The organism is Burkholderia sp. lig30 (genome assembly GCF_000687455.2).
Classification (GTDB): Bacteria; Pseudomonadota; Gammaproteobacteria; order Burkholderiales; family Burkholderiaceae; genus Burkholderia.
On sequence record NZ_JGVW01000076.1, the window covers coordinates 103,672 to 124,896 of the forward strand.

Annotated in this window: 21 protein-coding genes and 2 pseudogenes; 16 read left to right on the forward strand and 7 right to left on the reverse strand. The window is 64.0% G+C overall.

Annotated elements, in window-relative coordinates; translation table 11 throughout:
• The first annotated feature begins 275 nt into the window (after positions 1-275).
• Positions 276-1,829 carry a methyl-accepting chemotaxis protein gene (locus tag LIG30_RS27530; protein WP_038712667.1) on the forward strand — a complete coding sequence of 518 codons (1,554 nt, stop codon included), beginning with the start codon at positions 276-278 and terminating at the stop codon, positions 1,827-1,829.
• A gap of 153 nt (positions 1,830-1,982) precedes the next feature.
• Here the strand turns inward: LIG30_RS27530 and LIG30_RS12810 are convergent, their stop codons facing one another.
• Both LIG30_RS12810 and LIG30_RS25315 read right to left on the reverse strand, forming a co-directional pair.
• Entirely contained in the window at positions 1,983-2,420 is a 438-nt protein-coding gene (locus LIG30_RS12810; protein WP_038712669.1) for a MarR family winged helix-turn-helix transcriptional regulator, read from the reverse strand.
• Positions 2,421-2,890: 470 nt separating this feature from the next.
• A pseudogene (locus tag LIG30_RS25315) lies at positions 2,891-3,253 on the reverse strand (integrase core domain-containing protein); the annotation flags it as partial.
• A gap of 96 nt (positions 3,254-3,349) precedes the next feature.
• Between LIG30_RS25315 and LIG30_RS12820 the strand changes: the two are divergent.
• The 6 genes from LIG30_RS12820 to LIG30_RS12840 all read left to right on the forward strand — a co-directional run bounded on the left by LIG30_RS12820 (position 3,350) and on the right by LIG30_RS12840 (position 8,352).
• Positions 3,350-4,024, forward strand: coding sequence for a histidine phosphatase family protein (locus LIG30_RS12820; protein ID WP_038712673.1), 675 nt, complete (start codon positions 3,350-3,352; stop codon positions 4,022-4,024).
• Positions 4,025-4,049: 25 nt separating this feature from the next.
• Positions 4,050-5,081, forward strand: a complete 1,032-nt coding sequence (locus LIG30_RS12825) for a phosphotransferase (RefSeq protein WP_038712675.1) — start codon at positions 4,050-4,052, stop codon at positions 5,079-5,081.
• 51 nt (positions 5,082-5,132) lie between these two features.
• The gene (locus LIG30_RS12830; RefSeq protein ID WP_038712677.1) at positions 5,133-5,897 is read left to right on the forward strand and encodes an SDR family oxidoreductase; all 765 of its coding nucleotides are present in this window, start codon (positions 5,133-5,135) and stop codon (positions 5,895-5,897) included.
• Positions 5,898-5,904: 7 nt separating this feature from the next.
• On the forward strand, positions 5,905-6,081 hold the full coding sequence (locus LIG30_RS26265; protein WP_235510298.1) for a hypothetical protein: 177 nt from the start codon (positions 5,905-5,907) through the stop codon (positions 6,079-6,081).
• Positions 6,082-6,105: 24 nt separating this feature from the next.
• Positions 6,106-7,350: an acyl-CoA dehydrogenase family protein gene (locus LIG30_RS12835; RefSeq protein ID WP_038712678.1), complete on the forward strand. Its 1,245-nt coding sequence runs from the start codon at positions 6,106-6,108 to the stop codon at positions 7,348-7,350.
• A 102-nt stretch (positions 7,351-7,452) separates the two neighbouring features.
• Complete coding sequence (locus LIG30_RS12840; RefSeq protein ID WP_038712681.1) at positions 7,453-8,352, forward strand: LysR family transcriptional regulator; 900 nt, start codon at positions 7,453-7,455, stop codon at positions 8,350-8,352.
• A gap of 136 nt (positions 8,353-8,488) precedes the next feature.
• Here LIG30_RS12840 and LIG30_RS12845 read toward each other — a convergent pair whose 3' ends face one another.
• The 4 genes from LIG30_RS12845 to LIG30_RS26805 all read right to left on the reverse strand — a co-directional run bounded on the left by LIG30_RS12845 (position 8,489) and on the right by LIG30_RS26805 (position 9,999).
• Complete coding sequence (locus LIG30_RS12845; protein ID WP_038712682.1) at positions 8,489-8,803, reverse strand: hypothetical protein; 315 nt, start codon at positions 8,801-8,803, stop codon at positions 8,489-8,491.
• A 110-nt stretch (positions 8,804-8,913) separates the two neighbouring features.
• A complete protein-coding gene (locus tag LIG30_RS12850; RefSeq protein WP_083494021.1) occupies positions 8,914-9,204 on the reverse strand; it encodes a hypothetical protein in 291 nt (96 codons plus the stop codon).
• 62 nt (positions 9,205-9,266) lie between these two features.
• Positions 9,267-9,488 carry a hypothetical protein gene (locus tag LIG30_RS12855; protein WP_038712739.1) on the reverse strand — a complete coding sequence of 74 codons (222 nt, stop codon included), beginning with the start codon at positions 9,486-9,488 and terminating at the stop codon, positions 9,267-9,269.
• 370 nt (positions 9,489-9,858) lie between these two features.
• Positions 9,859-9,999: a hypothetical protein gene (locus LIG30_RS26805; protein ID WP_160326697.1), complete on the reverse strand. Its 141-nt coding sequence runs from the start codon at positions 9,997-9,999 to the stop codon at positions 9,859-9,861.
• Positions 10,000-10,285: 286 nt separating this feature from the next.
• Here LIG30_RS26805 and LIG30_RS26270 point away from each other — a divergent pair, with 286 nt between their 5' ends.
• On the forward strand, positions 10,286-10,492 hold the full coding sequence (locus LIG30_RS26270; RefSeq protein WP_160326698.1) for a hypothetical protein: 207 nt from the start codon (positions 10,286-10,288) through the stop codon (positions 10,490-10,492).
• 111 nt (positions 10,493-10,603) lie between these two features.
• Positions 10,604-10,951, forward strand: a complete 348-nt coding sequence (locus LIG30_RS12860) for a DUF4087 domain-containing protein (protein WP_056405846.1) — start codon at positions 10,604-10,606, stop codon at positions 10,949-10,951.
• A gap of 233 nt (positions 10,952-11,184) precedes the next feature.
• Here the strand turns inward: LIG30_RS12860 and LIG30_RS12865 are convergent, their stop codons facing one another.
• Positions 11,185-11,580, reverse strand: coding sequence for a BON domain-containing protein (locus tag LIG30_RS12865; protein ID WP_038712742.1), 396 nt, complete (start codon positions 11,578-11,580; stop codon positions 11,185-11,187).
• A gap of 635 nt (positions 11,581-12,215) precedes the next feature.
• Between LIG30_RS12865 and LIG30_RS12870 the strand changes: the two genes are divergently transcribed.
• From LIG30_RS12870 to LIG30_RS12900, 7 genes and pseudogenes are all read left to right on the forward strand, one after another.
• Positions 12,216-13,619, forward strand: coding sequence for an LLM class flavin-dependent oxidoreductase (locus tag LIG30_RS12870; protein ID WP_038712687.1), 1,404 nt, complete (start codon positions 12,216-12,218; stop codon positions 13,617-13,619).
• A 145-nt stretch (positions 13,620-13,764) separates the two neighbouring features.
• Positions 13,765-15,009: an acyl-CoA dehydrogenase family protein gene (locus LIG30_RS12875; RefSeq protein ID WP_038712690.1), complete on the forward strand. Its 1,245-nt coding sequence runs from the start codon at positions 13,765-13,767 to the stop codon at positions 15,007-15,009.
• A gap of 195 nt (positions 15,010-15,204) precedes the next feature.
• On the forward strand, positions 15,205-16,212 hold the full coding sequence (locus tag LIG30_RS12880) for an AraC family transcriptional regulator (protein ID WP_083494022.1): 1,008 nt from the start codon (positions 15,205-15,207) through the stop codon (positions 16,210-16,212).
• A 214-nt stretch (positions 16,213-16,426) separates the two neighbouring features.
• Positions 16,427-18,229, forward strand: coding sequence for an acyl-CoA dehydrogenase (locus tag LIG30_RS12885; RefSeq protein ID WP_038712691.1), 1,803 nt, complete (start codon positions 16,427-16,429; stop codon positions 18,227-18,229).
• Between the two features lie 32 nt (positions 18,230-18,261).
• Positions 18,262-19,962 (forward strand): electron transfer flavoprotein-ubiquinone oxidoreductase, encoded by a 1,701-nt coding sequence (locus LIG30_RS12890; RefSeq protein WP_038712693.1) that lies wholly within the window; start codon positions 18,262-18,264, stop codon positions 19,960-19,962.
• 272 nt (positions 19,963-20,234) lie between these two features.
• The gene (locus LIG30_RS12895; protein WP_038712694.1) at positions 20,235-20,984 is read left to right on the forward strand and encodes an electron transfer flavoprotein subunit beta/FixA family protein; all 750 of its coding nucleotides are present in this window, start codon (positions 20,235-20,237) and stop codon (positions 20,982-20,984) included.
• A gap of 15 nt (positions 20,985-20,999) precedes the next feature.
• Positions 21,000-21,225 (forward strand): annotated as a pseudogene (locus LIG30_RS12900) (electron transfer flavoprotein subunit alpha/FixB family protein); the annotation flags it as partial.

The window sequence follows — 21,225 nt, forward strand, 5'->3', positions numbered from 1 at the left end:
TGACGGATTCCGGTTGCCAGGTTATACGGACGCCCCCCGGTGCGATGGCCGAGCCGTCGTCATCGGATGAATGGCTGCCGGGGAACGTGCATGGCCGAAGGGCGGGGTATCGAGAATTGCGCTGCTGACGATCTGAATTTCTTGAGCGTTAGTAATGTCAGTTGCTGACACAACGTATCTTCTTGAAGAGCGCGCGCTCCGTACGCGCGGTTGAAAAGCGAAATATCAGTCAGCGGTTGCGGATATAGTTAAATATCGTGGTGGAGTTGCCTCACATGAGTGGTTCCCTTAGCCTCAAGACTCGACTGACCTGCGTTCTTTTTTTGCTTGGCGTGCTATGTATCGTCATTGCCGGAATCGGCATCAAGGGCATTCAAAATGCGAACGCTCGGGCGCAACGCACCTACGACACCCTTACACGACCTGCACAGGCAATCGAATCGTCCTATATCATGACGTTGACTGAGGGGATTCAGCTCATGGAAGGGCTGGCGTCCAATGACGAGTCGACGAAGCAGCAGCGTCTGGATTTCATTGCGCAGCTGCAAAAGGATAGCGATTCACAGTTCGCCGAATTCAGGAACAGTCCGAAAGACGATTCCATCAAGGATGTTTCTTCCCGGATCGAGCAGGATCACGCGAAGTTCACCGAAGTATTGCAGAGAGCCGTGGAGCTGTTCAGGGAGGGCAAGACGGCCGATGCGCTCTCTGTCGAGGGGAGCGATTTGCGTCCGTACGGTATTGCGCTTTTCAAGGGGGTGGTGCAGATTAGTTCGACCCTGCGTGGCCAGGAGAAGGCGGCGAACGAGCACGATCTTGCTGCCTATCGGCACATGATGACTATCATGACGGCTATTCTCGTCGTGGGCGGACTGATTGCCGGCGGGTACGCGTGGGCGCAGTTGAGGGGGGTGGGATTCAGTATCGGCGGCATCCAGAAAGCGTTGCAGGAGGTCAGCGAGACACTGGATCTGACGCGCCGGGCGCCAGTCGAGCGAATGGACGAAATTGGCCTGATGGCGCGTGCGTTCAACCACCTTATGGATCGCGTTTCGGGCGTCATGACCACGGTGCACGGGGCAGTGGAATCCGTTGCGACTGCCTCAAGGGAAATTGCTTCGGGCAATACCGACCTGTCATCGCGTACTGAGCAACAGGCGGCATCGCTGGAGGAGACCTCTGCGAGCATGGAGGAGCTGACCGGTACAGTCCGGCAGAATGCGGAAAGCGCGCGCCAGGCGGCCGTGCTGGCAGCCAGCGCGTCCGAGGCCGCGAATCACGGCAACGACGTGGTGTCGTTGGCGGTCGGTACGATGCAGGAGATCAGTGAAAGCTCCGCAAGAATTGCGGACATCACCGGGATGATCGAGGGCATCGCCTTCCAGACTAATATCCTCGCGCTGAACGCGGCGGTCGAGGCGGCACGTGCAGGTGAGCAGGGGCGCGGCTTTGCCGTGGTGGCGGGCGAGGTACGCTCGCTTGCACAGCGTGCGGCTGGCGCGGCGAAGGAGATCAAGGATCTGATTGGCGCGTCGGTCGAACGAGTCGAGGCCGGTGCAAGGCAGGTTCACGAAGCTGGCAATACGATCAACGAAATCGTTCAGTCAGTCACGAAGGTGACGGATCTGGTGCGGGAAATTGCCGCGGCGTCGGAAGAGCAGAACAAGGGGATCAGTCAGGTTGGCCAGGCGGTCACACAGATGGATCAGGTCACCCAGCAGAACGCTGCGCTGGTCGAGCAGGCTGCGGCTGCAGCTCAGTCGATGGAAGGCCAGGCGCGCAGCTTGCGCGAGGCGGTTGCCGTATTCAAGGTGGGCATCGTCGGCTGACAGAATGAAATTACTTCTCCCTGGCACTGAGCGCTCGATAGTGCTTGCCGGCACGCCTTGCCCGGAGGCTTCGTGGACAATCGTATGAATCAGGCGGCGCTTGGGAAGGTTGCAAAGTTCGGAACCTCTAGAACGCGAACAACCGGGAGAATCTCAATCGCCGATGAACTTGTGCAGCAGGCGGCACAACTCGTCAAACTCTGTCTTGTCGAAGTTGCGTAGCCGACTGTTTAGCACCTTCGGCGCAATTTCCGGGATCTGGCCAGCAATTTCCTCCCCTTTAGGGGTAAGCGCCAAATTGACCACGCGGCGATCGTCGATGCTGCGGGAGCGTTTCAGCAGGCCTTTCTCTTCCAGCTTGTCGAGCATGCGCGTCATCAAGCCGGTATCAATTCCGAGCAGTTTGGAGATTTCGAAAGGCGTGGAGGCCACGCCTTTCCGAAGTGCAAGCAGAATGCCCATATGATGGCTGGAAATGCCGAGATCCTTGACGGCCGCGTCCATTTCCGTAGTGATCAGGTTGCGCGCCTTGGCCAGCATGAACCCGACACTTTCTGTGAGCATAAAATTCTTTGGTGTGTAGTGTTCCATGAGCGCCCTGATTTGGTTGGTGAAAATAATAGCTGATTTATCAGATATTGTCAAGGCTTGTTTGTTGTGCGGCGATTTTCCGTGATGGTGCTCCTGCCCAGGGGGCGGTGTTGACGTACTGGTTCGGGCCGGGGGCTATGGTAGCTGCGTGCTCGAAAAGCGACCTGATGTGTAAAACGACGTTTCAGCCTGAATGCTGATTTCTCAATGCATCGACCGGTTTCCAAATTCCGAAATCAGTTTTTGGGGCACTGACCTTACCGCGCCGACCATCGAGTGAGTTCCTCGATCAGGGGAGCGGGCTTCGCACGCGTGCGGGTTTGGAGTCGAGGACCGGGTATTCGCTGACGTCCGCGTGTGTCAAAAAAGTGGCTTATTGCACCACCAACGCGAGAATGCGGACACATGCTTTTAAGTGTATTAGCCGGAACTCGATCTGACAGGTAGTCGGGCCGATAGAGAAGGAAGGATCAATGGGGAATGAGTTTCTCCCTGGCGAGCTCCAGTGAATCGAGGAAGGTGCGCATGGGTGTCTTGCCGTGGCACCCGCGTCCCTGAAGCTCCCGTTCATTGTTGTGTACTGGTCGAGCCACGCATCCAGATCCGTCTGCAAGGTGTCAATCGATTCGTGGATCTTCTTGCGGAAAGCGATGCGATAGAACTCGTTGAGCATGGTCTTGTGCGGCCGCTCGACGATCCCGTTGGTCTGCGGCGACTTGGCTTTTGCGGGTATGGTCGAAGTCTTCCACGGCCAAATGCAGCTCATATTCGTGATGCTCGGGGTTGCCGCAGTATTCGGCGCCGCGGTCCGTCAGCACGCGCAGCACCCTGATGCATTCACGAAATGAATGATCGCTGATTCAATAAATAAATTTTAAAAATGCAAATGTGCTCGCTAAGCTAGACGCATCTGACCTGGTGAGCATGCGATGGCTGAACTCTATCTGGTGCGGCACGGACAAGCGTCCTTCGGCACGGGCAACTACGACCGGCTCTCCGCGTGCGGCGAACAGCAGGGCGTGTGGCTCGGCGAATACTTCGCGCAGCAGGACATCGTCTTCGATCACGTGATCTGCGGCACGCTGCAGCGGCACGCGCAGACGGTCGACGCGATCCTGCGCGGGATGGGCCGGGAAGACACCCGCTACGACCGGCATCCGGGCCTGAACGAATACGACTTCGACGGACTGTTTGCCGCCGCCGCCGACGACTATCCGGAGATTGCGCGGCTCGCTTCCGGAACGATGAAGGAGCACTTTCGGGCGCTCAAGCAGGTGTTGCATCTCTGGTCGGAGGACAAGCTGCGCGGGCCCGTCCCCGAAGCCTGGGCGCAATTCCAGCAGCGTGTCGCCAACGCGCGCGCCGCGATCCGGCACGGCGGTGGGCAGCGCGTGCTGGTGGTGAGCTCCGGCGGCCCGATCGCGGTTACCGCGCAGCAGGTGCTTGCGGCGCCCGCGTCGAGTGCGATCGCGCTGAACCTGCAGATCCGCAACAGCAGCATTTCGCAGTACTTTTTCAACGCCGATGCGTTCCATCTCGCGTCGTTCAACGGTATCCCACACCTCGAGGATCCGGAACGGCACGCGTTCCGGACCTACGGCTGACCCACGACACTGAGCGATCGGAACGATGACGAACACAACGCAGCAACTCGATATCGACAGACTGACGCGTTATCTGGAAGACCACGTACCCGGCTTCGAAGGCCCCGTCGAGGCCGAGAAGTTTGCCGGCGGCCAGTCGAATCCGACCTTCCTGCTGACCGCGCGCAGCGGCCGCTACGTGCTGCGGCGCCAGCCGCCGGGCGAACTGCTGAAGTCCGCGCATGCGGTGGATCGTGAATTCCGGATCCTGACCGCGTTGTCGGGGACCCGGGTGCCGGTCGCGCGACCGTATCACCTGTGCGAGGACCGCGACGTGATCGGCAGCCTGTTCTACGTGATGAGCTTCGAGGACGGGCGGATCTTCTGGAATCCCGCGCTACCGGACCTGCCGCGGCCCGACCGCGCGGTCTGCTACGACGCGGTGCTGCAGACGATGGCCGCGCTGCACGACGTCGATGTCGATGCGGTCGGCCTGTCCGATTACGGCCGCCCCGGCAACTATTTCGAGCGCCAGATCGGCGTGTGGACGAAGCAGTATCGTGCGGCGGAAACAGAGCGGCTCGACGCGATGGAAGCGCTGATCGACTGGCTGCCGAGCGCCTGTCCCGCCGACTCGGGCCGGCCCGCACTCGTGCACGGCGATTTCCGGATCGACAACCTGATGTTCGAGCGCGACAGCTACCGCGTGCAGGCGGTGCTCGACTGGGAGCTGTCGACGCTCGGCAATCCGCTCGCGGATCTCGCTTATTTCTGCATGTGCCTGCGGTTGCCGTCGGACGGCCATATTCCGGGGCTCGCGGGCCAGGATCGTGCAGCGCTCGGCGTGCCGCAGGAAGCGGAGATCGTTGCGCGCTACTGCGAACTGCGCGGGATCGAGCCGATCCGCGACTGGCACTTCTATCTCGCGTTCAGCTTTTTCCGGCTTGCCGCGATCGCGCAGGGCGTCAAGGCGCGCGGGCTGAAGGGTAACGCGTCGAGCGCGGCCGCGCTGCGCGTCGGCGAGATGGCCGGACGTCTGGCCGAGGAGGCGATGCGCGTGATCGACGCGCATCGCTGAAAGAACCGAAGCGGCACGCGCCGCACACACACAACGATGGAGGAGCGAAACATGGCAACGAATCTGTTCGACCTGGCGGGGAAGGTTGCGCTCGTGACGGGCGCAAGCCGCGGGATCGGCGAGGAAATCGCGAAGCTGCTCGCGCAGCAGGGCGCGCACGTCATCGTGTCGAGCCGCAAGCTCGACGACTGCCGCGCGGTGGCCGACGCGATCGTCGCGGCCGGCGGCAGCGCCGAGGCGCTCGCCTGCCACGTCGGCCGGATGGAGGATATCGCCGCAGCGTTCGAGCAGATCCGCGGCAAGCACGGGCGTCTCGACATCCTCGTCAACAACGCGGCGGCGAATCCGTATTTCGGTCACATTCTCGATACGGATCTGGCGGCCTACGACAAGACCGTCGAAGTGAACATCCGCGGCTATTTCTTCATGTCGGTCGAGGCCGGCAAGATGATGAAGGCGCAGGGCGGCGGCGCGATCGTCAACACGGCATCGGTGAACGCGCTGCAGCCGGGCGACCGGCAGGGCATCTATTCGATCACGAAGGCCGCGGTCGTCAACATGACGAAGGCGTTCGCGAAGGAATGCGGACCGCTCGGCATTCGCGTGAACGCGTTGCTGCCGGGCCTCACGAAGACCCGGTTCGCGGGCGCGCTGTTCGCCGATGAGGCGATCTACGAAAGCTGGAAGGGGAAGATCCCGCTGCGCCGCCATGCGGAGCCGAGCGAAATGGCCGGCACCGTGCTTTATCTCGTGTCGGATGCGTCGAGCTATACGAACGGCGAATGCATCGTCGTCGATGGCGGCCTGACGATCTGAGCGTGCGATGGCGACCGATTGCGACATTGCCGACAAACAGGATTTCGTCGCACGAGGCTCGTCGATGAAGCGCGTCGGCCGCCCGGCGGAAGTCGTTGCGACGATGCCGGTGTCGTGTGCAAAGGAAAATTCTTGTCTGACCGGGCAGACCGTCGCTGTCGACGGTGGTGTCCCGGCCTTCTGATCGAACGGAATCGAGGAAACGATCATGGACTTTGGCTATACCCCGAAAGTGGAAGATCTCCGCGGCCGCGTGCGCGCATTCATGGACGAACTGATCGTGCCGCGCATCCGGCAATGGCACGACGAGGTCCATGCGGGCCGCTACCCGGTGTCGTTCATGGAGGACCTGAAGGCGCGCGCGAAGGAGGAGGGGCTCTGGAACCTGTTCCTGCCGCACCTGAAGGACGACGAGCCCGGCACGCGCCTCACGAACCTCGAGTACGCGCCGCTCGCCGAGATCATGGGGCGCGTCGCGTGGGCATCGGAAGTGTTCAACTGCAATGCGCCGGACACGGGCAACATGGAGCTGCTGCACATGTTCGGGACGCCCGGGCAGCGCGAGCAGTGGCTGCTGCCGCTGCTGCACGGCGAGATCCGTTCTGCGTTTGCGATGACGGAGCCGGACGTGCCGTCGTCGGACGCGACGAACATCACGACCCGCATCGAGCGTGACGGTGGCGACTACGTGATCAACGGGCGCAAGTGGTTCATCACGAATGCTTCGCACCCGAACTGCCGGATCTTCATCGTAATGGGCAAGACCGACCTGAACGCCGAGTCGCATCGGCAGCAGAGCATGGTTCTCGTGCCGCGCGACACGCCGGGCGTGACGGTCGTGCGCAATGTCACGGTGCTCAATCACGTTGCGCCGGAAGGGCATTGCGAGATCACGTTCGACAACGTGCGCGTGCCGGTGCGCAACCTGCTCGGCGAAGAAGGCAGCGGGTTCGCGCTGGCGCAGGCGCGCCTCGGGCCGGGGCGGATCCACCACTGCATGCGTTCGATCGGCGCGGCGGAGCTGGCGCTCGAACTGATGCTCGACCGTGCGCAATCGCGCGAGACGTTCGGCAAGCCGCTGAACCGGCACGGTACGGTCGGCGAGTGGATCGCGCGCTCGCGGATCGAGATCGACCAGGCACGGCTGCTCGTGCTGAAGGCCGCGTGGATGATCGACAAGGTCGGCGCGAAGGCCGCGCGCAAGGAGATCTCGATGATCAAGGCGCTCGTGCCGACCGTGCATACGAACGTGTGCGACCGTGCGATGCAGGTGTTCGGCGCGATGGGCGTCAGCCCCGACACGCCGCTTGCCGATCACTGGACCTGGGGCCGCGCGCTGCGCTATGCGGACGGCCCGGACGAGGTGCACCTGCAGGCGATCGCGCGCATGGAGATCAAGGATGCGGTGCCCGGATCGACGGCGCCGTACCTGACCGTCCCGCCGCGCGCCTGAACGTCGTGCGCGCCGCTGCAGCGGCGGCGCGTGCGACGCCACGCCACGGCGTAGACGCACGCGTGGCACGCCCTTTAAGATGCCGGCAGGGGGAGCACGGCGATGCGCTTATCGAAGCTGGATCTGAATCTGTTTGTCGTATTCGAGGCAATCTACAACAAGCGCAACCTGACGCGCGCGGCCGAGGTGCTGAGCATTACGCAGCCGGCCGTCAGCAACGCGCTCGCGCGGATGCGCAGGACCCTGAACGATCCGCTGTTCGTGAGCACGTCGGCCGGGATGATGCCGACGCCGATGGCCGAGAACATCATCGGCCGCGTGCGCGAGGCGCTGCAATTGCTCGATTCGAGCGTGCACGAAGGCGATGTGTTCGATCCTGCGTCGTCCGGGCGCGTGTTCGGGCTGAGCATGAGCGATCTCACCGAGGCACTGGTGCTGCCTGCGCTCGGCGAGCTGCTGCAGCGGCTCGCGCCCGGCATGCACGTACGCAGCTACTACACCGACCGGGGCGAGGTGCCGACCGCGCTCGCGAACGGCTCCGTCGACATCGCGATCGACGCGCCGCTGCTCAGCGATCCGCACGTGCTTCAGGCGCCGCTGATACGCGACCGCTACGCGTGCATGATTCGTCACGACCATCCGTTCAAGGGCAACGTGCTGTCGATGGCCGACTATCTTGCGATGGGGCACATCCACGTGTCGAGCCGCCGCAAGGGCATCGGTCACGTCGACGCGGAACTGGCGCGCCTCGGGCAGCGACGCAACATCCAGATGCGCGTCCAGCACTACATGGTCGCACCGCTCGTCGCGATGCGCGGCGACCTTGCGCTGACAGCGCCGCTCGGGCTGCTGAAGCGCTATCCGGCGCGCATTCTCGAGCTGCCGTTCGAGGTGCAGGATCTCGAAACCTACTGCTACTGGCATCACAGCGCAGATCGGGACCAGGGAAACCGATGGCTGCGCGAACAGCTGATCCAGTTGATGCGCAATGCGGCCGACTGACGGAACGGGATGCGCGGCCACACGTCCTGATGTCGGCGCCACGCCGGCATTCGCCAGTGTCAAACCCTATCGCCGAATCAGACCAGCTTGCCGAGCACGCGCGCGTGTCGACGGGATGCGATGACGAGGAAGACGATTACGACACGGTCGGGGCGGCACCGCCGAACGCATCGACCGGCATCCAGTCGCCGAGCGACGCGGGAAAGCTGACGAACGGCAGGTTGTCCCAGAAAGACCATCCCGTTTCCTGCATCAATACCGCGTCCGCGACAGCCTCTGCGCTCGCGTAGGTTTTCGGGAGCGCGCATTGCTCGAGAATCACTTCCCCAGTGGCGGATGTTCGCCGCACATCGTGCGCGAGCAGCCAGCGCGGATTTCCCCCGGGCGTCTGGCGGATCGTCATCAGCCCGAACGGGGAGTGGTAGGTATAGATGATCGGCTTTTCAGCCATGGGCGCCTCTATCGTTGTCGGGGTGAGCGTACAAAAAGCCGATTCTGACACGATTGAGGGTTTTCCCTTATGAAGGCCGGCGCAGGGCCGGCGGCCCGTACGCGCTGCTTCTAGAAATCCGACGCACTGAGCAGAATGCGTTTGCCGTCCGCGTGCAGTTCGAGACGGGCAATCGCGCCGGAAATCCTCTCCTTGTTTTGCTCGAAGCCGGCGAGGATCTGATCGGCGGTCGCCCCGGCGGTGCCGAGCATGTTGCAGATGACGTCAACCGGCAGCTTGAACGCTGCATAGCCCCATCCTTGCCTGAACGCGGAGAAATGCAGGCTCGCGTCGTCGCAGAGAATAGGCGCCGTCAGGCGGGTGGTTTCATCGGGTGTGGCGTTTTGCAGGGAATCGTTCATCGCGCGTGACTTGAGTGTGGCATTCCAGCGTGAATGCAGGATGTGGCGAAGCGGTCACCGGATCAGCCCGGAACGGCATCGGCTTCCGGTGAGCCGGCCAAAGCGATGGCCCCGTGGGACCGAGCCTCGCCCTCGGTGGGGAAGGTCTCCTGACTGAACGCGATTACTTTGAAGCCAAAACCCTTTGACCGCGGGATGGTGATACCCCAATGCCAGCCCCCGTCCTGCTCGAACACGTGCAGAGCGGGCGGAGGCGCTTCATCAGGAGGTTGGGGGACAGTCATGGCATATCCTCCCGTCATGGAGCGAACGTCGGCGGATAATTTCAAAAAAGTAAACTCAGTCTAGGAGTGTTTTTGGTGCAGCGCAATATGTGATTGCTTCGGCGTTGTTTGCGGGTTACATGTCACATTTCTGAAAAACTTCCGTGCGTGTATGGGCCGTGCGACCACGACAAGGTCCGGATTTTAATATGAAGATTGGACTTGTTCGGAGAGCTCGGGATCGGAGCGTGCTCGTTCGGGCTCCGGAGCCACACGGCAGCGATGCTGCTTTGGCTCCAGCTCGCGTCGAATCCGGCTTCGTCAGGCGCTTCGCCGCGAGCGCCACGCGTGGCGCGCGGGGTGGGGGCGAGTCGACCCGGCACGCACGGTGCTAATCCTTGTTGAAGCGGTCCATCACGACGTACCACGCCATGATGAGCGCGATGCCGCCGAGAAAGCTCCCGACCGGCCACCACGAGTGCAGGTAAAACGACAGCCCTACTGAGACCAGGTACAGGGCTACGGTCAGCATCTTCAGTCTCCCGACAGGCTCGCGATGCGAGCGGGTTGCAATTGTCACCGCTGAGTGTACTTGCCCGCTTCATTTTTATCTCGGCCGGGAATTCCATAACCTCGGGAAGCGGCGTCTGGCGGGCACCGGCGATGGCGAACGTCATCGATGCCGCCGACGCAGCCGATCGGGGCGTTTGCCGGCGTCATGCGACGGGCCGGGCAGTGCGTTCGCGAATAGCCGTTGCGGCGGCGGACTAAAGCTCTTCGCCGACGCGTCGTAAACACAGGTGGACATTGCCTCCGTAGTGTCCAACTCTCAAGCAGTAATTCGTTGCCCGCTTGCGCTTTGCGTGAGCGGGCTATTTTTTTGTATTCCGGCCGAAGCCGTCGAGCATTTGATCGCGATTGCGCAATTCTCCACCCGGCTTGGCGGCGGGAAAAAGGAGAAATTGCCTGATCAACGCACGATTATAATCAGCCCGAACGCATATATCGGAAAAACACGCCCATGATTCCGCGTGGCGCCGGCAAAGCGCCGGGCGAGACACGGATGCCTGGGCGAAGCTTCGTGCCGCGGCGCTGTTCCGCCGCGCGCAATACCTCAATCAACGGGAATCGGGAAAATGAAGAAAGCGGGAATCGCGGCTGGCGCGCTTGTCGTGGCAATGAGCGCTGTCGTGCCTGTGCATGCGGAGATGCGTTGCGGATGGATTTCGAACGTCATGCCGTCGAGTCTGTCGATCGACGACCGTGACGCGACCTGGAGCATTGCGACCATTGACCGCACGGCAGACGATTTCGAGAAAATGCCCGATACGAATCGCGGAGACACGTGCGGTTGCGTGACGGGGACGACCGACAAGCAATCGCATCGCTTCACGAAGATCACCGGCGGGAAAATCCTGCCGGCGGCCACATGCCAGCGAGACAAAAGCCTGGCGCAAGCGATCGCCAGACGAGACGGCCGCTGAGCAGGCGCGGCGGGTTCGCCGATGAACGGGTGAGCGGAACCGAAGCGGCGGAGGCTCGCGTTGTCAGGCGATTCATGCGCCGCATATGAGAAAGCCGCCATATGGCGGCTTTCTCATATGAAGCGATCGCGCCGATGCACGTCGCAGCCGGCATTGCCGGATCGACGCGTGCTTGCCCGATCCGGCAATGCCGATGCGTGCGCCCCGCTTGAAAGCAGGGCGCGCATGCGGGCTCAGTTGCCGACTTCGTGCACGGTGAGCAGGTTGTTGACCGATGCCACGCCCGACACGGCCGTCGCGGCATCGCCTGCGATCTTGATCTGATCCTGGGTGGGAACCGTTCCTTCCAGCGTGATCTTGCCGCCCTTTGCCAGGACGACCGTGTGCGACGAATCGAGGCCCTTCGCATGCGTCAGTGCCGCGCGCACGGCCTTCTCGAGCTTCCAGTTCGCGGCATGCTGCGCCTTCGATTGCTGACGGTGCTCGGCGCGCTTCGCCTTGGCGGACGGTGCGGACGCGGCTTGCGCGGCCTGAGCGTCCGGCGCGCTGGCTGCTTGCGCGAAGACGTTCGTCGAGAGCGTTGCCAAAACGATTGCGCCCAATCCCAGCAGTGAATTCGTCGATTTCATGTCGGTCCTTTCCTGGTTGTTGTGGTTGCTAAAGCAATAATTTTCCAGCACCTGCATGGCAAAGCCCGATTGCCGAGTTTCGCTCGTGTCGCATTGTCACCCACTTCAATCGGGAGCGCCAGCGACAAGCGGACACATCGAGCAGCGCGAACGCGTCAATCGCCAGCATGTGATCGCTATTGGTGCATGCTTCACGCGCGACGGCCCGGGGCGATCCGGGCCGCGAGCAGATAGTACGATATGCGATTCTTTTGTCCGGCGCTAGCCGGCACGTCAACGTCTGCCGCTGCGTCGTGCCGGGATGGTCCGCCCTCGTGCGGCGCGAATGGACGCCCGGTCAGCGTCGTCTCATCCTTCCATTCCAGCCGCGAAAGCCGCCGGCGCAGTCAAATCGCGTCCGTGCCGTCGCTTTCGATCAATTCTTATAAGCAATCGACATTCCGCTTCATTAGGTTGGCGGGATTTATTGGTGGTGACATCGTTCGCGATTCCGTAAATTCAGGCGAGCCACATGTGCGCCTGCCCGGCATGTCTGATGCAACCGACATGGTCATGCGGAAAACGATCGCGATCTTTCCGCTCCGGCTTGCGCGTCGACACAACGCGATTTTTCGCCGAAAGCTGACACCTGAACCATGAGCAAGAAGATCCATTTCAACGCCTTCGAAATGAACTGCGTCGGCCATCAGTCGCCGGGCCTGTGGGCGCATCCGCGTGACCGCTCGTGGCAGTACAAGGACCTCGAGTACTGGACGGATCTCGCGAAACTGCTGGAAAAAGGGATCTTCGACGGCATTTTCATTGCCGATGTGATCGGCTACTACGACGTCTACCGGGGCGGCAACTACCATGCGCTTCATCAGGGCGTGCAGATTCCCGTCAACGATCCGCTGCAGCTTGCCGCGCCGATCGCGCTGGCAACCGAACACCTCGGCATCGGCATCACCGCGTCGACGTCGTTCGAGCATCCGTACACCTTCGCACGCCGGCTGTCGACGGCCGACCATCACACGAAGGGGCGGGTCGGATGGAACATCGTGACGTCCTATCTGGAGAGCGGCGCGAAGAACATCGGCCAGAGCGGGCTCGCGATCCACAACGATCGCTACGACGTGGCTGGCGAGTACGTCGAGGTGCTCTACAAGCTGTTCGAGGGCAGCTGGGAGGCGGACGCGGTGGTGCGCGACCGCGAAAACCGCGTGTTCGCCCATCCGGAAAAAATCCATCAGATCGCGCACAAGGGCAAGTATTTCGACGTGCCGGGCTACCACCTGTGCGAGCCGTCGCCGCAACGCACGCCGGTGCTGTATCAGGCCGGCGCGTCCGGAGCCGGCAAGGCCTTCGCGGCAAGGCATGCGGAGTGCGTGTTCGCCTCCACGCCGAGCCAGGCGCTGCTGCGCGCCTATGTCGCGGACATCCGCCGTCAGGCCGCCGAGGCCGGGCGCGACCCGCGCAAGATCCGCGTGTATGCGATGGTGACGCTCATCGTCGACGAGACCGATGCGAAGGCGCAGGCCAAGTTCGAAGAGTACAAGCGCTACGTGTCGTATGACGGCGCGCTGGTGCTGATGTCGGGCTGGACCGGGATCGACTTCGGGCAGTACGCGCCGACCGATCTGGTCAAGCGCGTCGAAACGAACGCGATCGTCTCGGCCGTCGACCATCTCGCGAATGGCGACAAATCCTGGACGATCGATGAGCTCGCCCGCTGGGGCGGTGTCGGCGGCCTGGGGCCGGTGTTCGTCGGTTCGACGTCGACCGTCGCCGATCTGCTCGAGGCGTGGGTCGAGGCGACCGATGTGGACGGCTTCAACCTCGCCTATGCGGTGGCGCACGAAACGTTCGAAGACGTCGTGCATTACCTCGTGCCCGAACTGCAGCGGCGTGGCGTGTACCCCACTGCGTACAAGCCGGGCACGCTGCGCGAAAAGCTCTTCGGCGAAGGGCCGCTGCTCGGCGCCGATCATCCGGCCTCGGGCTACCGCGATCTCGGCCGCGTCCAGCAGCTGCAGGCGCAGCCCGAGCAGGAACCGGCCTGACCACGATCGGCGCGCGGGCGGCAGCATTCCCGCATGCGGCGCAACCTGCCCGGGCAGGGCGGCATAGCATCCGTTCCGCCCAGGACGACCCGGGCGTCACCGGAATGTCGAAACTCGCTTCAACCATCAATCAAAAGGCAACTGAATGACTTCACAGACCTTGCGCGAACCTGTGCCACTTTCCACCGGCGCCGACTATGAACAGCTTGCCGCGCGCTTCAGGCCGATCTTCGCGCGCATCGCCGCCGGCGCGCTCGAGCGCGAGCGCACGCGCGCGCTGCCCTACGAGCCGATCCAGTGGCTGAAGGAGGCCGGCTTTGGCGCGGTGCGCGTGCCGACGGCGTTCGGCGGCGCAGGCGCGTCGCTGCCGCAGCTCGTCCAGTTGCTGATCGAGCTGGCGCAGGCGGACTCCAGCCTGCCGCAGGCCTTGCGCGGGCACTTCGCGTTTGTCGAGGACCGCCTCAACGCGGCGCCGTGGCCGGCTCAGGAGAAGTGGTTCCGTCGCTTCGTCGCGGGGGAGATCGCCGGCAACGCATGGACCGAGGTCGGCGACGTCAAGATCGGCGACGTGACGACGCGGGTGTCGCGCCAGGGCGGGCAGTGGGTCGTCAACGGCACGAAGTACTACAGCACCGGCAGCATCTTCGCGGACTGGATCGACGTCTTTGCGCGCCGCGACGACACGGGCGGCGACGTGATCGCCGTCGTCAGCACGCGTCAGCCGGGCGTCACGCAGCATGACGACTGGGAGGGCTTCGGCCAGCGCACGACGGGCAGCGGCACGTCGGTGTTCGACAACGCGCGAGTCGACGAAGACGATGTGATCGATTTCTCGACGCGCTTCAAGTATCAGACCGCCTTTTATCAGCTCGTGCTGATCGCGGTCATCGCGGGAACGGGCGGGGCGCTGCTGCGCGACATCTCGGATGAGGTGCGCAAGCGCACCCGCGTCTACAGCCACGGCAATGCGCCGCGCGTCAGCGACGACGCGCAGGTGCAGCAGGTGGTCGGCCAGATCGCGGCGCGCGCGTATGCGGCCGAAGCCGCGGCGGTGCGGGCCGCGCAGCCGGCGCAGCGGGCGTATGAAGCGCGCTTCGGGAACGACAGCGCGGAGGAGCATGCGGCCAACGTCGCCGCCGAGCTGGAATCGGCGAAGGCGCAGATCGCCGTCGCCGAACTGATCCTGCCGGCGACGACGAACCTGTTCAACGCGCTGGGCGCATCCGGCGTCAGCGAGCGCAAGCTGCTCGACCGGCACTGGCGCAACGCACGCACGGCTGCGTCGCACAACCCGCTGATCTACAAGGAGCGCATCGTCGGCGACTGGGAGATCAACGGCACCGAGCCGCCTTACGTCTGGCAGATCGGTAACGGCGCGGCTGCCGGGTAAGCCAGCGTGCTGCCGTAAGAAGGCCGCCTGACGGTGATTGGCGAGTGGGTGCGTTCGGCGGGCCGCGATGCGCGCCGGCGCAGGACAGGCCGCGACTCGCCGGTTCGCCGGCCGGCAGCCAGCCCCTTGCGGTACCGGTTTCACTGCGGACTCGATGGTGATGTGACAAAATATGCCACGCATTCACCGTGTTCGATGTCCGCCTTGAATTCCATCTCCGCCACCGTTCCCATCTCGGTCGTCAACGGCTTCCTGTCCGGCGCCGACCGGGCCGCCGTCGTGCGTCTCGCCGGGCGCTCGGGCATCCCGCACGAGCTGCTGAAGAAACCGGCGGCGCGCGTCACGCAGGAGCAGTTCTCGACGCTGTACCGCCTGCTGGCGATGGAGCTGGACGATGAAATGCCGGGCATCTTCAGCCGGCCGCTGCGCAACGGTCTGTTGAAGTTCCTGTGCCTGAGCCTGCTGGATGCGCCCCGGCTGGAGGTCGCGCTGCATCGTTTCGGCCAGTTCTTCCACCTGATCCTCGACGATTTCCGGCTCGTTTCATGGCGCGAAGGCGAGCTGGCCTATGTCGAGTTCGTCGCCAATCCGGACGGGCCGCCCGTCAGTGCGCTCGCGCGCGAACTGGTGCTCAAGCTGGTTCACGGCGTCGGGTCGTGGCTGATCCGGCAGAAGATCCCGCTCGTCGAAGTCACCTTCGAGTTTCTGCGGCCCGCGCAGTCCGGCGACCTGCTCTACCTGTTCCCCGGCCCGGTCCGCTTTGGCCGGGACAAGTCGTGCCTGGTGTTCGACGCCGCCTACCTCGACCGGCCGATCCGCCAGCGGAAGTCGGACCTGCAGGACTTCCTGCGCCGTGCGCCGGAGGACTGGATTTTCGTGTCGTTCGCCGAGCAGATGGTGTGTCACCACGTCAGGCAATGCATCGTGGACAGCCTGCCGAAAACACCGACCGTCGACGTCGTCGCCCAGCAGCTGCATTACTCGGTGCGTACGCTGTGCCGGCGGCTCGAGGCGGAAGGCACGACCTTCCAGGCGATCAAGGACGAAGTCCGGCGCGACGTGGCGATCCAGCGCCTGACACGTTCGGACGACGCGATCGCGGCGATCGCCTACGACGTCGGCTTCGACAATCCGACGGCCTTCCATCGGGCCTTCCGTCACTGGACCGGCAGCACGCCGGCCGCCTATCGCGACACGAAGTAGCCCCGCAGCGGCGCGCGTCGCATGCGCGGGCGGTGTGCGACGGGCAGGCGGGCTGGACGGGCGCGACGCTTCGAACGGCAGGTTTTGTCAGTGAAAGGGCAGATTTGGATATCGGCCCGGAGCGGCTCGGACGATACGATGCGCTATCGCAATCGCGCCGTCCGGCCGCGCGCACCGCGCCGCCACATGCGCATATCCCCGAAGGAGACAGGTGATGAGCTACGCCCCGCCAATCAAGGAAATGGTATTCGTGCTGGATGAACTGGCGGATATTGCAAGCGTCGCAGCGCTGCCTGGCCTCGAGGATTCCAGCCTGGAAACCGCGCAAGCCGTGCTCGACGAAGCAGCGAAGCTGAACGCCGAGGTGATCGCCCCGCTGAACGTCGAAGGCGACAAGCATCCGAGCTACTGGCAGGACGGCGAGGTCGTGACGACCGCGGGCTTCAAGGAAGCGTACCGCCAGTATGGGGAAGGCGGCTGGCAAGGCGTCGTCCACCCGACGGAATTCGACGGGCAGGGCCTGGCGAAGGTGATCGCGACGCCGTGTATTGAAATGGTGAACGCGGCGAACCTGTCGTTCGCGCTGTGCTCGCTGCTGACCGATGGCGCGATCGAAGCGCTGTTGACGGCCGGCTCGGACGAACTGAAGCAGCGTTACCTGCCGAAGCTGATCGCCGGCGAGTGGACCGGCACGATGAACCTGACCGAGCCGCAGGCCGGCTCGGATCTCGCACTGGTTCGTTCGCGTGCGACGCGCGAGGCAGACGGCACCTACCGGGTCTTCGGCACGAAGATCTTCATCACGTATGGCGAGCACGACATGGTGGAGAACATCGTGCATCTCGTGTTGGCCCGCACGCCGGACGCGCCGGAGGGCGTGAAGGGCATTTCGCTGTTCCTGGTGCCGAAGTTCCTCGTCAACGAAGACGACTCGCTCGGCGCGCGCAATGACGTCCACTGCGTATCGATCGAACACAAGCTCGGCATCAAGGCGAGCCCCACCGCAGTGCTGCAGTTCGGCGATCACGGCGGCGCGGTCGGCTATCTGGTCGGCGAGGAGAATCGCGGCCTCGAGTACATGTTCATCATGATGAACGCGGCGCGCTTCGCCGTCGGCATGCAGGGCATCGCCGTTTCGGACGCGGCTTACCAGAAGGCGGCCGAGTATGCGAAGGAGCGCGTGCAGAGCCGTCCGGTGGACGGTTCCGCCGCGCAGCCGGTCGCGATCGTCCAGCACCCCGACGTGCGCCGGATGCTGGCGACGATGCGCGGCCTGACCGAGGGCGCACGCGCGCTCGCCTATGTCGCGGCCGCGCATTCGGACATCGCGCATCACGCGGAAGATGCGGCGGTGCGCGCGGAGCACAAGGCGATCTACGAATACCTGGTGCCGATCGTCAAGGGCTGGAGCACCGAGATGTCGGTCGACGTGACGAGCCTCGGCGTGCAGGTGCATGGCGGGATGGGCTTCATCGAGGAAACGGGTGCTGCGCAGTTCTACCGCGACGCGCGCATCCTGTCGATCTACGAAGGCACGACCGCGATCCAGGCCAACGACCTCGTCGGCCGCAAGACGCTGCGTGACGGCGGCGCGACGGCCCGCACGATCCTCGCGGCGATCGACCGCACGCTGGCCGATCTGAAGGCCGCCGACGCGGGCAACGCCGCGCGCGCGTTCGACGCGATGCATCAGCGTCTGAGCGCGGGCCGCGACGCGCTGGCGAACGTCGTCCAGCACGTGCTGGACAACGGCAAGCGCGACCCGAACGGCGTGTTCGCCGGCAGCGTGCTGTACCTCAAGCTGGCCGGCATCGTGCTGTCCGGCTGGCAAATGGCGCGCGCGCTGCTCGCCGCGCAGCGGAAGCACGCCGAGGACCCGTCGTTCTACGGCGCGAAGATCGCGACCGCGCATTTCTTTGCCGACTACCTTCTGCCGCAGGCGCAGGCGCTCGAGATCTCGATTCTCGCCGCGCGCGGTGACGACGGCCTCTTTGCGCTCACCGAAGATCAGTTCTGAGCGCAGCGTCGTTCCGAAGAAAGGAGACAGAGATGACGGCAGGGGGAGATCGGTCCGTGGATTCGTCGGCGCGGTGGCTTGAAGCGTACGGCCCGCGCGAATCCATGGAATACGACGTCGTGATCGTCGGCGGCGGCCCGGCCGGGCTGTCGGCGGCGATCCGGCTCAAGCAGCTCGCCGCGGAGAAAGGCGCCGAGATCGGCGTGTGCGTGCTCGAGAAAGGCTCGGAAATCGGCGCGCACATCCTGTCCGGCGCGGTGATGGACCCGCGTGCGATCACCGAGCTGATCCCCGACTGGAAGGAACAGGGCGCGCCGCTGACCGTCGACGTGACGGAAGACCGCTTCCTGTTCCTGTCCGAGACGGGCGCGAAGGCGGTGCCGAACTGGGCGCTGCCGGCCAACTTCCAGAACCACGGCAACTACGTGATCAGCCTCGGCAACGTCACCCGCTGGCTCGGCCAGCAGGCCGAGGCGCTCGGCGTCGAGATCTTCCCGGGCTTCCCGGCCGCGGAGATCCTGTACCACGACGACGGTTCGGTGAAAGGCGTTGCGACCGGCAACATGGGCGTGGGCAAGGACGGCGAGCCGACCGAGAACTTCCAGCTCGGCATGGAGCTGCACGCGAAGTACACGCTGTTCGCGGAAGGCTGCCGCGGGCATCTGGGCCGTCAGCTGATCTCGAAGTTCAAGCTCGACGCGAACGCCGATCCGCAGGCGTACGGGATCGGCATCAAGGAACTGTGGGAAATCGACCCGGCCAAGCACCAGCCGGGCCTCGTGATCCACACGGCCGGCTGGCCGCTGAAGTCCGACACCTACGGCGGCTCGTTCCTGTACCACATGGACAACAACCAGGTGGTGGTCGGCTTCGTGGTGGGTCTCGGCTACACGAACCCGTACCTGTCGCCGTTCGAGGAGTTCCAGCGCTACAAGACGCACCCGGAAATCCGCACATTCCTGGAAGGCGGCAAGCGGGTGTCGTATGGCGCGCGCGCGATCACCGCGGGCGGGCTGCTGTCGCTGCCGAAGACGGTGTTCCCGGGCGGCGCGCTGATCGGCGACGACGCAGGCTTCCTGAACGCGTCGCGGATCAAGGGCAGCCACGCGGCGATCAAGACCGGCATGCTGGCGGCGGAAGCGGCGTTCGACGCGGTGCAGGCGGGCCGCCACAGCGACGAGCTGAATGCGTATCCGGACGCGTTCAGGCAGTCGTGGCTGCACGACGAGCTGTACCGCGCGCGCAACTTCAAGCAGTGGATGGCGAAGGGCCTGTACTTCGGCACGCTGATGGTCGGGATCGAGCAGAAGCTGCTGGGCGGCAACGTGCCGTGGACGCTGCACCACCAGCATGCGGACCACGAGATGCTGAAGCCGGCGTCGCAGTGCACGCCGATCGAGTATCCGAAGCCGGACGGCAAGCTGACGTTCGACCGGCTGTCGTCGGTGTTCATCTCGAACACGAACCACGAGGAGAACCAGCCGGCGCACCTGACACTGAAGGATGCGAGCGTGCCGGTGAACGTGAACCTGCGCACCTACGCGGGCCCGGAGAGCCGGTTCTGCCCGGCGGCGGTGTACGAGTTCGTCAAGAACGACGACGGCAGCGACCGGCTGGTGATCAACGCGCAGAACTGCGTGCACTGCAAGACCTGCGACATCAAGGACCCGACGCAGAACATCGTGTGGGTCACGCCGGAAGGCGGCGGCGGGCCGAACTATCCGAACATGTAGGAAGCGGGCGCCCCGCGAGGGGGCGCCCCGCGAGGGCGCGGCGCAGTCGAACGGCGGGTGACGTTCGGGGGCGCGGGATTCGGTGTCGCGGCACGACGATTTCGCCGTGTGATGGGGTTTGGCAGAGCCGGCATTGCATGGCGAATGGTTGCTGCTTGCGACGGAAGCCGATTCGAATGGACAAGAACGCCGTGGGCGCGGGAACGCGCGTGACGGCAAGGGCCGCACCGTCTCCGTGACGGTGGGGCCAAGTTGATATTCAGGAGAGTGTCTTGAAGATTCTGGTAGCAGTGAAGCGGGTGGTCGATTACAACGTGAAGGTCCGCGTGAAGTCGGACAACACGGGTGTCGACATTGCGAACGTGAAGATGTCGATGAACCCGTTCGACGAGATCGCGGTGGAAGAGGCGGTGCGCCTGAAGGAAGCGGGCGTGGCGACCGAAGTGATCGCGGTGTCGGTGGGTGTCGCGCAGGCGCAGGAAACGCTGCGCACGGCGCTGGCGATCGGCGCGGACCGCGCGATCCTGGTCGAGTCGAACGACGGCGTCGAGCCGCTGGCGGTCGCGAAGATCCTGAAGGCGCTGGTCGACAAGGAGCAGCCGCAGCTGGTGATCCTCGGCAAGCAGGCGATCGACGACGATTCGAACCAGACCGGCCAGATGCTGGCCGCGCTGGCGAACCTGCCGCAAGCGACGTTCGCGTCGAAGGTTGTCATTGCCGACGGCAAGGCGACCGTATCGCGTGAAGTGGACGGCGGCGCGGAAACGCTGTCGCTGACGCTGCCGGCGGTGGTGACGACGGACCTGCGGCTGAACGAGCCGCGCTACGTGACGCTGCCGAACATCATGAAGGCGAAGAAGAAGCCGCTGGAGACCGTGAAGCCGGAAGACCTCGGTGTCGACGTCGCGCCGCGCCTGAAGACGCTGAAGGTGGTGGAGCCGCCGAAGCGCGCAGCGGGCGTGATGGTGCCGGACGTGAAGACGCTGGTCGAGAAACTGAAGACCGAAGCCAAGGTGCTGTAAGGGGAGCGGAAAGAGATGACGATTCTGGTAATTGCGGAACACGACAACGCGTCGATCAAGGCGGCGACGCTGAACACGGTGGCGGCGGCGGCGAAGATCGGCGGCGACATTCACGTGCTGGTCGCGGGTCATAACGCGCAAGCGGCGGCCGACGCGGCGGCAAAGATCGCGGGCGTGAGCAAGGTGCTGCTGGCCGACGCGCCGCAGCTGGCCGCAGGCTTGGCGGAGAACGTCGAGGCGA